The 15,111-nt window shown below is 37.2% G+C and carries 13 protein-coding genes; 6 read left to right on the top strand and 7 right to left on the bottom strand.

Annotated features, from left to right (window positions below; translation table 11 throughout):
* Positions 1-1,367: YifB family Mg chelatase-like AAA ATPase (locus ACJAT0_RS06775; RefSeq protein ID WP_415181051.1), on the bottom strand; the 1,367-nt coding region annotated here is incomplete at its 3' end.
* 736 nt (positions 1,368-2,103) lie between these two features.
* Here ACJAT0_RS06775 and ACJAT0_RS06770 point away from each other — a divergent pair.
* A complete protein-coding gene (locus tag ACJAT0_RS06770) occupies positions 2,104-2,679 on the top strand; it encodes a nitroreductase (protein ID WP_415181050.1) in 576 nt (191 codons plus the stop codon).
* Positions 2,680-3,163: 484 nt separating this feature from the next.
* Positions 3,164-5,206, top strand: a complete 2,043-nt coding sequence (locus ACJAT0_RS06765) for a DEAD/DEAH box helicase (RefSeq protein ID WP_374002238.1) — start codon at positions 3,164-3,166, stop codon at positions 5,204-5,206.
* A 259-nt stretch (positions 5,207-5,465) separates the two neighbouring features.
* Here the strand turns inward: ACJAT0_RS06765 and ACJAT0_RS06760 are convergent, their stop codons facing one another.
* From ACJAT0_RS06760 to ACJAT0_RS06750, 3 genes are all read right to left on the bottom strand, one after another.
* Positions 5,466-6,074 (bottom strand): hypothetical protein, encoded by a 609-nt coding sequence (locus ACJAT0_RS06760; RefSeq protein WP_415181049.1) that lies wholly within the window; start codon positions 6,072-6,074, stop codon positions 5,466-5,468.
* A gap of 168 nt (positions 6,075-6,242) precedes the next feature.
* The gene (locus ACJAT0_RS06755; RefSeq protein WP_374002240.1) at positions 6,243-7,007 is read right to left on the bottom strand and encodes an ABC transporter ATP-binding protein; all 765 of its coding nucleotides are present in this window, start codon (positions 7,005-7,007) and stop codon (positions 6,243-6,245) included.
* The gene (locus ACJAT0_RS06750) at positions 7,007-7,744 is read right to left on the bottom strand and encodes an MlaE family ABC transporter permease (RefSeq protein WP_374002241.1); all 738 of its coding nucleotides are present in this window, start codon (positions 7,742-7,744) and stop codon (positions 7,007-7,009) included. Before ACJAT0_RS06750 ends, ACJAT0_RS06755 begins: the two co-directional genes overlap by 1 nt.
* A 97-nt stretch (positions 7,745-7,841) precedes the next feature.
* Between ACJAT0_RS06750 and pafA the strand changes: the two genes are divergently transcribed.
* From pafA to ACJAT0_RS06735, 3 genes are all read left to right on the top strand, one after another.
* Positions 7,842-9,533 carry an alkaline phosphatase PafA gene (gene pafA, locus ACJAT0_RS06745; protein ID WP_415181048.1) on the top strand — a complete coding sequence of 564 codons (1,692 nt, stop codon included), beginning with the start codon at positions 7,842-7,844 and terminating at the stop codon, positions 9,531-9,533.
* Between the two features lie 156 nt (positions 9,534-9,689).
* On the top strand, positions 9,690-9,845 hold the full coding sequence (locus ACJAT0_RS06740; protein WP_374002243.1) for a hypothetical protein: 156 nt from the start codon (positions 9,690-9,692) through the stop codon (positions 9,843-9,845).
* Positions 9,846-10,004: 159 nt separating this feature from the next.
* Positions 10,005-10,181, top strand: a complete 177-nt coding sequence (locus tag ACJAT0_RS06735; protein ID WP_374002244.1) for a DUF6646 family protein — start codon at positions 10,005-10,007, stop codon at positions 10,179-10,181.
* Here the strand turns inward: ACJAT0_RS06735 and ACJAT0_RS06730 are convergent.
* Together ACJAT0_RS06730 and ACJAT0_RS06725 are read right to left on the bottom strand one after the other, a co-directional pair.
* Complete coding sequence (locus tag ACJAT0_RS06730) at positions 10,171-11,055, bottom strand: glycosyltransferase (RefSeq protein WP_415181047.1); 885 nt, start codon at positions 11,053-11,055, stop codon at positions 10,171-10,173. The genes ACJAT0_RS06735 and ACJAT0_RS06730 overlap by 11 nt on opposite strands.
* 3 nt (positions 11,056-11,058) lie before the next feature.
* Positions 11,059-11,589: a methyltransferase gene (locus ACJAT0_RS06725; RefSeq protein WP_415181046.1), complete on the bottom strand. Its 531-nt coding sequence runs from the start codon at positions 11,587-11,589 to the stop codon at positions 11,059-11,061.
* 160 nt (positions 11,590-11,749) lie between these two features.
* Here ACJAT0_RS06725 and ACJAT0_RS06720 point away from each other — a divergent pair, with 160 nt between their 5' ends.
* Entirely contained in the window at positions 11,750-13,846 is a 2,097-nt protein-coding gene (locus tag ACJAT0_RS06720) for a M1 family metallopeptidase (protein ID WP_415181045.1), read from the top strand.
* A gap of 676 nt (positions 13,847-14,522) precedes the next feature.
* On the opposite strand, the gene ACJAT0_RS06715 is transcribed toward ACJAT0_RS06720, so the two are convergent.
* A complete protein-coding gene (locus ACJAT0_RS06715; RefSeq protein ID WP_415181044.1) occupies positions 14,523-15,041 on the bottom strand; it encodes a hypothetical protein in 519 nt (172 codons plus the stop codon).
* Positions 15,042-15,111: the final 70 nt, after the last annotated feature.

The following is a 15,111-nucleotide window of genomic DNA, read 5'->3' as shown; positions in this document are numbered from 1 at the left end:
TGTTTACTCGCATTATCAAGAATACAGTATTTTCTGATATCCTTAACCGTCATTTGTGCGTTGTAATGTGTTTTTGTGTTTTCGCTAAAACGTAAGGTTTGTAGGTCTCTTGCAGCAGTAACACGTTCTCTAATAACCGTAGATTTTTCTGCCATTCGTTCTTCGGTTAATTTTTCAAAAGGTACAGGTGTCACCTCTATATGAATATCAATACGATCGAGTAGTGGACCAGAGATTTTCCCAAGATAGCGCTGCATTTCTGCAGGGCTGCTCTGAAGCGGGGCACTAGGATCATTGAAATAACCACTAGGACTGGGATTCATACTGGCAACTAACATAAAACTTGAAGGATACGTTACGGTGAATTTTGCTCTTGAAATAGTAACTTCTCTATCTTCAAGCGGCTGGCGCATCACTTCTAATACCGTGCGCTTAAATTCAGGCAATTCATCTAGAAACAGCACACCGTTATGACTCAAAGAAATCTCGCCAGGTTGTGGATAGGCTCCGCCTCCTACTAAAGCTACATCGCTTATGGTATGATGTGGGCTCCTAAATGGCCTTTGTGCTATTAATCCTGCTTTTTCTTGAGTACGGCCTGCGACACTGTGAATTTTTGTAGTTTCTAGCGCTTCGTGTAAGGTCATGGGTGGAAGAATAGATGGTAGTCTTTTGGCCAGCATGGTTTTTCCTGCACCTGGCGGTCCTATTAATATGATATTATGTCCGCCTGCTGCTGCGATTTCCATGCACCTTTTAATAGATTCTTGTCCTTTTACATCTGCAAAATCAAATTCTGGATGCTCCAATGCCTGAAAGAATTCATCTCTAGTATCTACAATAGTAGGCTCTAGCTTTTTTCCTTCATTAAAGAAATCAATTACTTCTAAAATATTATCTACCCCATAGACATCAATTCCGTCAACAATTGCTGCTTCTCGTGCATTTTCCTTAGGCAGGATAAAACCTTTGTAGCCTTCTTCTCTCGCTTTGATAGCGATCGGTAACGCGCCTCTTATAGGTTGTAGCTGTCCATCTAGAGAGAGCTCTCCCATGATGATGTAATCTTTAAACAAATCTGTATCGATCTGTCCAGAAGCATTTAGAATCCCTAGTGCCAGTGGTAAATCGTACGCACTTCCTTCTTTTCTAAGATCAGCTGGAGAAAGATTTAGAATCAGCTTCTTGCCAGGCATTTTATAACCCACGTTTTTAAGAGCAGCGGTTATGCGATAAGAGCTTTCAGTTATAGCTTTGTCAGGAAGTCCTACCAAATGGTAACCTATACCTTTATCTGCATTTACCTCTACGGTAATTGTTGTGGCTTCTACACCAAAAACAGCGCTTCCATAAACTTTTGTGAGCATGAAGTAAATTTATTCTATAAATGTAAGAAAGTTGACTTGATTTTTATCTTTTTACTTATTTAAACCGCCTTGCATTGAAATGTTAAAAAATAGCAGGCTTCTTTTTTGTTTGTATTTTACTTTAAAAGGCAATCAGTAGTAATAAAACATAATAAATGTTTTTATGCAAAATACGAGATCTTTCACTGTCTAGTTCAATGGACTAGTTGGGTTCTGTTTTGTTAGTATCGCTATAGAGAAGTCATAAAAACACCAGCCATCTGCTGCGGTGATCATGTTCTTTCCAGCGGCATTTACGGCGACTAACATTAGCTTGATATTTGTTCCATCTTGTCCTATTATAAAACATGCGGCTCTTTACAGCTCCTTCTCCTATAACTTGAGAAAGATCTTCTTCAGGCACAAACCAACCTTTTAAATCGTTTACAGAAGGCGATTTATCCTTTAAACCTCTCTAGGCATTGTCCCAATCGTGAGCTTTTTCTAGTTCGATACCGTTTTGCGTCATGGGACTCTTTTAAATGATTGGTGTATAGAAATCTATTCTATTATAATATTTTTAGGTTTGGTTCTAATTTCCCATAGCAGAACGATTTTTCATAGGTTGCCGTACGTTTATGTTGAGCATTCACGTACCTCGTTTTATATAATAGGAGTAGCCTTAAAACTTAAAATTTATAATTAGGTTTTTTGTATTCCGCTTTCGCGAAAGCAGAACAACTATTATCTTTAAACCATGAAAAAGACATTAGAATATTTAATCCAAACACGACGCAGTATTTTTCCATCACAGTATACCGGTGGTGCTATTCCGACTTCGGACTTATTAAAAATATTAGAAAGTGCCAGATGGGCCCCTAATCATAGAAAAACGGAGCCATGGCGCTATAAAGTTCTTCGAGGCAGCGCCATTAAAGATTTAGGTATCTTTATGTGCGATGAGTTTGTGGAAAGTACGGGAAAGCCAGTTTCTATAAAGCTTAAAAAGCTTCAAGAAAAACTAGAGGCAAGCAGTGCGATGATTTTAATATTTAAACATAGAGATGAAAAAGAATCCATTCCAGAATGGGAAGAAACTGCCGCGGTAAGTATGAGTGTTCAAAATATGTGGTTGACTACGCATGATTTAGGCTACGGTTGTTATTGGAGTTCACCAAAAGCTTTTGCAGAAATGTCAAAATTTCAACGCATCCACGTAGGTAAACAAGAGGAGTTTTTGGGTTTTTTCTATTTAGGCACTTATGATTCTGAGATGGTAATGGACCTGCCAGAAAGGAAAAAAGTTCAAGAATTTACAGAGTTTGTAGGGTGATTTGTAATAGCAGTATATCTATTCCTATCTGTATGGAATAGCAGTACAAGCAGGTATTTAAATTGGTAGGCGAGCAAAACTTTTGTTGTCAATTAATTATTTCCTTAAACACGGTTTAAAAGAGGGAACTAAAAAATATTCTTGCATAGAATAAAGTAATTTCCAATTTAGGTAGCATTCATTAAAACGAATTTCATATCTGTTTCTAGTTCAAAAGTGTTCGGTTTTACCTAACAATAGTCGTGCTCTTGTGTAATACATAAGAATGACTTGATGTTTTATAAAATAGGTTTTTTCCAACAGTGAATTTTGAAAACCAAATATACTAAGAGGACATGCGATTTAGCACCTATTATGGACAGCTAAAATAAATTTAAATTTTTGTGGATTCATTAATTCTATGACTCCCAAATAACCAGCACTGTAGCGCAATTATTAATTGATAGAAAAGTTGTATTTTTGCAAAATATTTAAACACAGTTATTTGAAAAATTTTGAAGCCTTAGGGCTTACTCAGCCGTTATTAGACGGCCTTGCTGAAATGGGATTTGAGAATCCAACAGAGATTCAACAGCAAGCAATCCCTATCTTGCTGAAGCACGATGGAGATTTTATAGGTCTGGCGCAGACTGGTACAGGGAAAACCGCAGCATTCGGAATACCATTACTAGAACTAATGGATACCAGCTCAAAAGATACTCAGGCATTAATTCTAGCCCCAACGCGTGAACTAGCTCAACAAATTTGTCGTCAGATAGAAGCGATGTCTCAAAAAATGGGAAGGCTTAATGTCGTTCCTGTATTTGGAGGAGCAAATATCATGGGCCAAATTAAAGACATTAGACGTGGAGCGCAAGTGATTGTAGCAACCCCAGGACGTCTTATGGATCTTATGAAACGCCGTGAGATAAAACTTGATGCGTTAAAATTTTTGATTCTTGATGAAGCAGATGAGATGTTGAACATGGGTTTCCGTGAAGACATTGATTTTATTCTTTCTAAAACAGACGTAGGACGTAACATCTGGTTATTCTCTGCCACCATGGCTAGGGAGATCAAGAAGATCGTTGATACGTATATGAAGAACCCAGTAGAGGTACGTATTAATCGGGAAGAAATTGTAAATAACAATATTTCCCATCAGTACGTTCAACTTAAAGCACGTGATAAAACAGAAGCCTTGAGAAGAATGCTTGATTTTGATCAAGACATGTTCGGTGTTGTTTTTTGTCGTACAAAAAGAGATACACAACAAGTAGCTGATGAACTGAATAACAATGGTTATTCTACAGAGGCACTTCACGGTGATATGTCACAAGCACAGCGTGATGCTGCTATGAAGCGTTTTAGAAATAAAAATCTGAAATTACTGATTGCAACTGATGTAGCTGCTCGTGGAATTGATGTAGAGGATATTACACACGTAATCCACTTTGCATTACCAGATGATCCTGAATTTTATGCGCACCGTTCTGGTCGTACTGCTCGTGCAGGTAAGAAAGGAGAATCTATAGCATTGATCACTAAAGGTGATATGCGTAAATTGAAGTATATGGAGAGTAAACTCTCTATTAAATTTGATAAGGGAGAAATTCCAGCGCTGGAAGCCATTACTGCAAAAAGAATTTCAAGATGGACCAATGGTATTAAAGACCTAGAAGTAAATAATAAGATTACTGATGAACTTTTTGAGGAAGTTAAGGCAAGCCTTGAAGAGGTTACTAAGGACGAACTTATAGGTAAATTCTTAAGTCAGGAATTCAATAAAATTTACAAACGCAACTCTATTACAGATCTTAATGATCGTTCTAAAGGCCGTGAAGATAGTGGTGAATATCGCGAGAGAAAACCTAGATCAAGAGGCAAGGAGGAAGGTATGAAAACTTACTTTATCAATGTAGGCCGTAAAGATGATATGAATAAAGGAGCTTTATTAGGCTTTGTATGTGACGTTACTGGAATTACAGGAAACGATATAGGTCGTATCGTATTAGATGGTGCTCATTCTTTTATGGATATAAAGGAAGAAGTAGCGCCTCAAATGGAGAAGCTGAACGGCACAGAGCGCAATAATCGTGAGGTTAGAGCAAATATACACGAAGGTGAAGTAAAAGAATCTAGAGATAGCGGTGGACGTGATGGCGGTCGCGGTGGTCGCGATAGTGGACGCGGTAGAAGCGACGGTGGAGGTTACAAAGGAAAACGTGACGGAGATTCTGGAGGTGGCTATAAAGGTCGTAGAGACAGTAATTCTGGTTCTGGCGGTGGTTTTAGAGGTCGTAGAGATGGAGATTCTAACTCTGGCGGCGGTAGTAGTTACAAAGGAAATCGTGATGATAGCTCAAGTTCTGGTGGTGGCTTTAAAGGTCGCAGCTCTAAATCAAATGATGATTCTCGCCCAAGTGGTGGAAGTAGTTTTAAAGATCGTGAGTCCAGACCTAAAAGAGAAGATTCTGGATCATCATCTGATAGCTCAGGAGATAAAAAAGGAAATAGATCTAAGTTTTTTGGTTCTAAATGGGACTAACGGATTAGAAGTTATATAGCTACTAAACAACCGATTTCATTCATTTGAAATCGGTTTTTTTTTGAATGCCAGTTAAGTCTTAAAGTGTTGGAATGATATCCTTAAGGATACCTAAGTATAGGTCCTAGTAGTGTTGTATTTAGAAATGTTTCTACAGGTTTGATTTTAACGACTACAACAGAAACCTATAACAGGGATATATCAATGGATATAAACCACATATCTCAGTGACGCATGGTTAAACTAAATAATAACTACCCTAATCCTCCACCTTTTTTTTAGGATTATAGAGAATTATAAATTGGACAAGAACACCCAGAAAGATCATGATCCAAACTTCGAGTTGAGTGAGTAATTCAATAGACTCCATAGCCTTTTTACCTACTTGCATTTGTCTTTTACCTTCTGATATTTGAATGTCAGATAACTGACTTAGAGTATTGCTTATGTTTTTGATCTGTGCCTTAAATCTCTTTGAAACAGAGTTCTTATTTAGGGCGTTGTGATAGGTAGTTTCTATGTTAAATAAGGAATTTACTTCTTCTGATAAGTTAGAAAGAACTCTTTTTTCTTCTCTTGTAAGTCCCGTATTAGACAAGCCTTCCACCAGACCTAAAATTGTCTTTTGTGAAGCAGTCCGCTCAGATGCTAGTATAGAATCTTTTTGTTGAGCCAGCAGCATCTCTTTCTCATGAATTTTTATCTGAATATCAAAAATAAAATTTTTAGCAATCAATCGGTCTTCATAAATCGAATAAACAGAATCTTGAATGCGTTGAAAGTTATTTCTATCTATAAAGTTAGTAGCTACTATGAGCAAAATAACTAATATCAAACCTATGGACCATTTTATTTTACTGCCTAACATAATTTTAATTTTAAGGTGACTAAAAATAACACCTCACTATTAAATTAACATCCTGTTATGTAATAATTAACAAAAAACGGCTTTGTTGCTAATGCATTCTTATGAAAAAATCGATTTTTTATATAAGGCTTTTAAGGCTAGACTTTTTTATTTTATTAAATACGGAATTTAAAACCCTTCATTTTGTGCTATCCGTACTTTCTTAAAAAGATTAGAGCTGTATACAAAGTCGGTAACTACCTCATTATCTGTTTTAAATATTTCCTTATTTGTTCCTTTCCAAGCTAGTTTGCCCTCTTTTAAAAACACGATGGTTTCTCCTATTTCCATTACAGAGTTCATATCGTGAGAGATAATGACTGTAGTAATATTACTCTCGTGTGTTATTTCTTGTATAAGGTTATCAATCACGGTGGCTGTATTTGGATCTAAACCCGAATTAGGTTCATCACAGAATAAGAATCTAGGGCGATTTACAACTGCCCTCGCAAGGGCTACTCGTTTTTGTTGTCCACCAGAAATCTCACTAGGCATCTTTTTATTGAGGTTGACTAGATTGACTCGATTTAAAATTTCGTTAGCTCTGTCGAGCCTTTCATTAAGATTCATTTTAGTAAACATGCGCAATGGAAACATGATGTTTTCCTCTACGCTTAGGGAATCAAATAAAGCACTGTGCTGGAAAAGCATTCCCATTTCCTTGCGCAAGTTACTTTTACGTGCGATGTCCATCTCGTTAAGTGTTTCCCCTTCATATATAATCTCCCCATCATCAGGAACAAATAAACCCAGCATATTTTTAAGAAAAACAGACTTTCCAGAGCCGCTGGCTCCTATAATCATGTTGGTTTTTCCTTTGTGAAAAGTTGCTGTGATTCCTTTAAGGATGTCCTCACCGTTAAAGCTTTTACGTAAATCGTTTACCTGTATCATTAACTTAACAGTAATTGAGTTAGAATATAATTTGATATAATTATAGCCACACAAGTCCATACGAAACTAGTAGTACTCGCTTTTCCTACTTCTAGTGCGCCACCTTCCATGTAATAGCCGTGATAACTGGGTATCGTGGCCAGAAGAATTCCAAAAAACATAGTTTTTATAAATGCATAAGCAATGTGCCATGGTATAAAAGTTTCTTGTAATCCAGTTGTAAAATCTTCAGCACTGGCCAGTCCACCATAAACACTCGCGAGGTAGCCGCCACCTATTCCGACAAACATGATGATAGCAATCAAAAAAGGATAAAAAAGTAGCGCAATAATTTTAGGGAAAACTAAATAATTAAGTGGGTTTATACCCATTACTTCTAGAGCGTCAATTTGCTCTGTAACTCTCATAGAACCTATGCTTGATGTAATATAAGAGCCTACTTTCCCAGCCATAATCACCGATATAAATGTAGGTGCAAACTCGAGAATAATGGATTGCCTGGTCGCAAAACCTATGAGCGATTTAGGAATCCAAGGATTGTCCAGATTCAACGCAGTTTGTAATGCAACAACCGCTCCCATAAACAATGATATGAACGCAGTGATACCTAATGATCCTATAATAAGGTCGTCTATCTCTTTAAGAATCAATTCTTTGAGTACAATTGCTTTGGTAGGTCTTCTAAATATACCAGAAAGCATTATTATATAGCGGCCTATGTGTTTTAAAAATCCCATTGGTGGTAAAAATAGATAAAAAAATTTCTACACAATTTAATGCTTTCTTAAACTTGTTCTTTTTTTCAAAGGTTACATTTGTAGCAAACTGTTAATGATGAAAAATTTACTTTCTCTTATACTTATTTTTGTTTTTTTGACTTCTTGTAGCACGCTTTCGCGAAAGCGAGAGAACTCAAAACCTAAGTCTGAAATCAAAGAAGCCCCACTAACTTATACAGCAAAGCAAGAGGCTCCTAAACTTGTTGTAGGAATTGTGGTGGATCAAATGAGGTATGACTATCTAACCAGATTTTACAGTCGTTACGGAAATGGTGGTTTTAAAAGGTTGATGAATGACGGTTACAACCTCACGAATAATCATTATAATTTTGTACCTACCTACACAGCTCCTGGACATGCTTCTATATATACAGGAACTTCACCTATGAATCACGGTATTATAGGTAATAACTGGTATGATAAAATGGAGGATAAAGTTATATATAATGCCAGCGATAAGGATTATACAGGAGTAGGAACTGATAGTGAGGATGGTAAAATGTCACCGCGTAAGATGTTAACCAGCACGGTTACTGATCAACTAGAATTACATACTCAAGGGAAAGCAAAGGTGATAGGGATTTCGATAAAAGATCGCGGTGCCATCTTACCAGCAGGCCATGCCGCTGACGCTGCTTATTGGTTTGAAGGTGGCGACAGAGGAAACTTTATTTCCAGCACTTTTTATATGCAGCAATTACCACAATGGGTAGCTGACTTTAATACCTCCAAAAAAGCAGATCATTACCTCAAAACTTGGAACACACTTTATCCTTTAGAAACCTATACGGCAAGTGGGCCGGACCTCAACGATTTTGAAAAGGCACCTAAGGGGAAGGAAACAGCAACTTTTCCTTATGACTTGAATAACTTAAGGGGTGAGAATGGAAATTATAGCCTCATAAAAGGTACCCCTTATGGCAATTCTATCGTAGCAGACTTTGCGGTAGAAGCTTTAAAAAAAGAAGAGATGGGAAAGGACGAAATAACCGATTTTCTGGCTGTTAGTTTTTCCAGTACCGATTATATAGGACATCAGTATGGAGTCAATTCTGTAGAGATAGAAGATACTTACTTAAGGCTAGATCTAGATATAGAGCGTTTGTTAAATGCACTGGATCAAGAAGTGGGGAATGGAAATTATACCGTTTTCTTGACCGCAGATCATGGCGCTGTCCATAATCCAGCGTATTTACAGAGTAAAAGAGTGAATTCAGGATATTTTAGTAGATCAAACTTTGAGAAACAACTTAATAAGGACCTCAAGACAATGTATAATCAGGAGGATCTTATTTCAAATATATCTAACGATCAGATTTTCTTTAACAAAGAAAATGTACGGAAGAATAAAATCAATCCAATCGATTTAGAAAACTTCATCGCGACGCTTATAATAGATTATGTGCATATTGATAAGGTGTATACTAGAAACGCACTCGTTTCGGGAATTCAAGCAGATGGAACTGGTCGTTTGATTCAGAATGGTTTCCATCACAAACGCAGTGGAGACGTAATTTTTGTTTTAGAACCAGCGGTGATTTCTTATTCTAAAACGGGTTCTACACATGGTAGCTCGCAAAGTTATGATACTCATGTGCCTTTATTATTTTACGGTAATGGAATACGTAAAAGTTCTAGTAGCAAGCGTACAGAAATTATAGACATCGCGCCTACCATTTCCAGCTTATTAAAAATAAGCTTTCCTAATGGAGCAACTGGCAATCCCATAAGCGAAGTTTTGAAATAGTATTTTAATGTAATAGCAATCAATTATAAGAAGGAGTTGTTAATGTAGTTTTAGTTTGCATTAATAAAAGATACGTTCGTTCCTCTTCACACTATTTTACATTTTATATCCACCTCAGGCGTAGTAAATTTATAAGGATCACATAAATAAAACAGCATGAAAATAGTACTATTTGTAGCTGCCTTAATTACTGGTTCAATCCCAAGTGCTCCAATATTTAAGGCTAAAGAAGATCAAAAAGTGCCAATAGGAGCAGACTTCCAAAGTGGCGCTAATGGAATTCAAGGAGCATGCGATTTTGGAATAGCATAAAACTTTTATATGGGTTATGGCTTGAATTAAGCACTAGGTCTTGACGATACCATAGATGCTGACTTTGATTGAAACAGCTATGGTAAAATTGTGTTTCAATGCCAACATAGGTAATGTTTTGAACATGGATCCTATATTTCACTTCCATCAGGACTTGCTTTGAGCACTAAAAACGGCAGAGGGTATCTAGGTGCGAGATATTTCTTAACAGACGGTTTCATAATTTATACAGAAGCAACTTTTCCAATTGCAAAATACAAATCAGAAGCTTTATTACCAGTTGAGGAGATCTACAATCCGTTCAATGTGAGTTTTGGATTGGCTTTTAATTTTTAGCATTAAATCCTAATTTTGATTTGATACCCTTCCAGCGGTATGTTCTAATAAAATGACCTTGTTCTTCTGTAACCAGAAGAGCAAGGTTCTTTTTTTGTGCCAGTTGATAACCTTTTAAGTAGTCAGGTATCAATTGGAATTGCTTTTTATTCCACGCCATCTTTGCTGCAGTTATAAAAGTGAGTAACCTTCCATAACGCATTTTATAAAAAGCTTCTCCTTGTAGGTATTTAGATCTGTAATTATAAGCAGCTCCAGTAGGTTTTAAGTGTTTTACATGCAATCTAGGAATAGTAATCACTTGCCAGCCGAAAAATCGCGCCAGCATCTCGTCAATAGTATCCCATCCTATACTTGCTTGAAGTCCTCCTATTTGTTGGAAGCACTCACGTCTGTAGGCTTTAAGGGCTCCTCTTATATGATCTGGGTTGTTTTGGTTTTCAATTTCCCAGTGGCCTTCCTTAAGGATGCTGCAATGTCCTGCAACCATTCCAATGCTGGAGCTCTCCCAATCGCCGATAGGCTTAGAGCGAAAGTGAGCTGCCACCTGCTCCAAATAATCAGAAGGAAAAATTAAATCTGCATCGTACTTACAAATGATGTCAAAATCTGCTAAATCTATTTGAGCCAGTCCATAGTTAAACGCATGTATGACTTTAGAGCCAGGAACATTCTCGGCACTGGATAAGGTTTGCACTACTTTGATAGGTAATGAGGTCGAGTAGGAACTGGCGATTTCAAAAGTACGGTCGGTTGAGTTGTCGTCTACCACAATTATTTGAGTAACTGCCAGCGATTGTTGCATCAGGCTATCCAGTGTCAAGTGTATAAATTGCTCTTCGTTATGAGCTGGTATGATGATGGCTATTTTCAAAATTTAGGAAGGATTTGACTTTTCACAATAGACCACATAATAACGATCGGTAAATTTTCTAAGAAGTGGACGTATTCCAAATTTCTTTACAGGATTGGTAAACTTGATGCGATCGACGACCTTCCAACCTGCTTTTTCCAGCACATAATCCAGTTGCCAAGGTTCAAATTCATGATAGTGTTGGTCTCTGATATCGTTTTTATTGCGATAGGCGCTGGAAAACCAAAGCTTTAATGGGACACTAATAATACATTTATCACAAGGAATAGCTTTCAGTGAGGTATAAGGGGAAACTAAATGTTCAAAAATCTCCAAAGCAGTGACCACCTCACCTTTAAAAATTTCTATAGATGAGGTGTCATCATCTAGATCTTCCCCACCCGTATTAGAAACCTGATAACCAGCTTCTTTCATAATAAGCGTAAACGGATTTTCCACTCCTAAATCCAGAACAGTATCTGTTTTAGGAATGTGTTTCTCTAGAAATTCTAGGGTAAGGCCAAATCTTTTATGTGGAAAGTTATTTTCGTACAAAGTTCAATCTTATTTAGAGTACGAAAATAAAGGTTTCTGTCTTTACAGCAGAAGTGCTTGCATAGAAATCTAATGGATGGCAAACACTATACAGTTAATAAAAGTTAAGCATGGTGAGTAAAGAGCATATTATGCTCCATCTTTTGTATTTTTCGCTTCTATGAAATGGATCACAATAATTACTTTTTTAATCGCGCTTTTTGCGCATTCCCAAAATACCTCTAGCCAGTTAGATCTGGTTGATTTCCAAAAGGCTCATGTCTCCATAACTCTTGATAAAACATCTAATGAAGTAAAAGGAGAAATTCTTTTTGATTTAAAGATTTTGCAGAATACTCCTTCCATTTTTGTAGACGCCAAAAACCTTGTGGCTTACCAAGCTTTTATTGATACTAAAAAAGTAAGGGTTATTTATGATGGAGAGAAGCTGGTTGTTGAGGAACCTTTTAGTGCTAATGATACCCTCCAGCTCAAGATACTATTCACCAGTTACCCTTCTAAAGCCATGTATCATATTGATGCAGATAAGGATCGTTTATGGGATCAAGTATGGACCCAGGGTCAAGGGAAATATACCAGCAACTGGTTGCCCAGTATCGATGATATGAATGATAAAATGATCTGGAGTTTATCGATTACGGCACCAGTTTCAAAATATGTTGTAGCAAATGGTCATCTAGTTCAAGTGACGGATAACAAAGAAACAAAGACTTGGAATTATAAAATGCAAAAGCCCATGTCCACTTACCTCGTTGCCCTTGCTGTGGGCGATTATAAAGTAAAAACAGACACAAGCGCAACAGGTGTACCTCTAGAATTCTATTATTATAAAGGACAGGAGTCTCGTGTAGCCGCCACTTATCAGCATTCTAAAGAGATCTTTGATTTTCTCGAAGGGGTGATAGATGTGGCTTATCCATGGCAAAATTACAAACAAGTTCCCGTAAAGGATTTCTTATATGCTGGAATGGAGAATACGGGAATGACCATTTTTAATGACGAGTTTTTCACGGACGAATTAGGAGTCAATGATCGCAGCTATGTAAATGTGAATGCACATGAACTGGCCCATCAGTGGTTTGGTAATCTGGTAACAGAAACCGAGTCAAAACACCATTGGTTGCAGGAAGGTTTTGCCAGCTATTACGCTTTACTAGCAGAGAAAAATCTCTACGGAAATTCCTATTTCCAAATTCAATTGTATGAATATGCCGAATCCCTCAACGAACAGACGGCAAGTGGAAATAGCACAGCACTGCTTGATGCAAAAGCAAATTCACTTACGTTTTATCAACATGGAGCTTGGGCATTACATGCATTAGAAGATAAGATTGGAGTGTCTAGCTTTCGCGAAAGCGTCACACGTTACCTCAATGAGAATAAATATAAAAACGTCACTACATCCAGTTTTATGGACGTGGTTGCTCAGGTAAGTAAAAAAGATTTAACACAGTTCAAATCAACCTGGTTGACATCAGAAGTCTTTCCTACTGCTGAAGCGCTGAGGATACTGAGAAAACAGCCTGTTATGGAGCAATACCTTCAACTGGCAGCGAGACGTATTTCTACTTTTGAAGAATCTTATAACTCTTACCTAGAAACCTTACAAAAGCCTGTGGAAATAGAGCTGGTAAAAGAAATGGTAGCCCAGTTGAGTATTCACGATACGGTAAAGAAATATGAGTTGTTAGAACAAGCTGCGGCATTAAATCATATAGAAGTGAACCAACTTATCGTTTTAAGCACTCCTAATTTAAATGACAATAATCGGGAGTTGATTTCGAGTATGCTACAGGACGCCTCTTATGTTACTAGAGAATCTGTATTGTTTTTATTATGGAACGATGCCAGTGATAAAAGAACGGTTTTAGAAAACACAAAAGCCCAATGGAAAGAGATCAATTCTAGCCTAGATATGGCGTGGATTGTTTTGGCGCTTAATTCTACGGGTTATAGTAAGGAAGAGTTATTACCACTATTGACCAGACTACAGTCCTATACAGCTGCTCCATACAGCACAGAAACAAGAACAGCAGCTTTTGATTATTTAATCAATCTCGATGCGATGAGCCAGCAGAATTATAGAGATCTTATGCATGCCAGTTTACATCATGTATGGCGATTTTATGAAAACGCACGAGGTATTTTAAAGGAACAATACAAAGGAGAAAGTGGCAAGTTTTTTATAAAACAGGCGATGAGTGATTTTGATAATCCCAGTCAGCAAAGATTGAGGAAGGTTTTGAGGATTCCGTAGACCGGTGTATTCCTTATGGTGCTCGAGATTTGAGCAGGCAGTCAAAGGATGCCTTTATTCTCTGTGCTCGCAAAAATTTCTGATAAGGAATGGTCATTCTGGAAAATAGGCCTCTAAAAGGTTACTTCTAAATTTGTTCAGGATCCACTAATTTAATTTCAGTTTTGATTTCATTTGTTGCCATACGAAAATGTCAGAACCGGCAGGCAGACTGAGTTTTGATTCTCTTCTGATAGCAATCGGGATGCAGTTGCAGTGCTGAATTAAATTAGAATTGTTGTAAAAGCCAGTGGAAGGAAGTTTTTATTCTGGAACATCTGGTTTTAGAAAGCCGCAGTAGAGCGTTCTTGATCCTTCTAGATTTGTTCAAAATCTGCGATGTACCTCCCAATATTAATTCAAGTGGGTATACATCTTCCTTTTATATAAAAACGTGTTTTTTCTTATGGGTACAGAATCTTCCACATTACCACAACTTGCGACCGTTTGATTTTTAAATGCCGTACACATAAATGGAATGGTACTTCGACGTAGTTCAGCACAAGTTTTCTAGTTCATAGAAGTAAAGAGCCGCCTTATAGCGAGTGCTATGCGATTATTTTATAACTATTAAGAATAGAAAAGAAACATTTTTATTCGCGTCATTTGGAAGTTAAATCAGTGGAAGCTTCTTAAGTTAAAATAAATCATTCACTTCAGACTTTAAAAAGCTGATGGCCGTTGCGCTCGGAGCACGTTTGTCCATAAGCTCATTAATAATAGCCTGACGCAATCCGTCTGCTGTAGAGACTTTATCGCTCATAGATACTTGACGTATTTTCTGAATGGTGGTATTTGTTGCTGCTCGTATGATGTTCCAGCATTCTTCGCTTACATAAATCTGTTGTGCTATATTATGTTCAAATTCCTGTTCTATCGCAGCAACTATGGTTTGCTCATATTCTGCTTTTGTCATATTACCGGGTTTGGTTCTCACTACTAGGCTAGCTGGTTTTATTCGCTCCAGAAAAAGAACCAATCGCTCATAGGCAGCCATACGAGTAGGAAGTGTTTTTGCCTGAGACTCTCTTACCGTGATAAACCTTCTTCTACGTTCTTCATTTTTCATAAAAGAAGAGAGGAAATAATAGGCAATTACCGCTATAATAAAGCTTGGTAATAAAGTTTGAAACAAAGAAAAAATACTGTCTTGCATAGTGGGATTTTAGTGATAGGTAAAGCTCAAAAATAAGAGGTTATTTTCTATCGACTGCAATTTTAAGATT

This window comes from Nonlabens sp., from assembly GCF_047636915.1.
Lineage (GTDB): Bacteria > Bacteroidota > Bacteroidia > Flavobacteriales > Flavobacteriaceae > Nonlabens.
The sequence above is the reverse complement of the archived record's forward strand: the minus strand, read 5'-3'. Positions and strand labels throughout refer to the sequence as shown.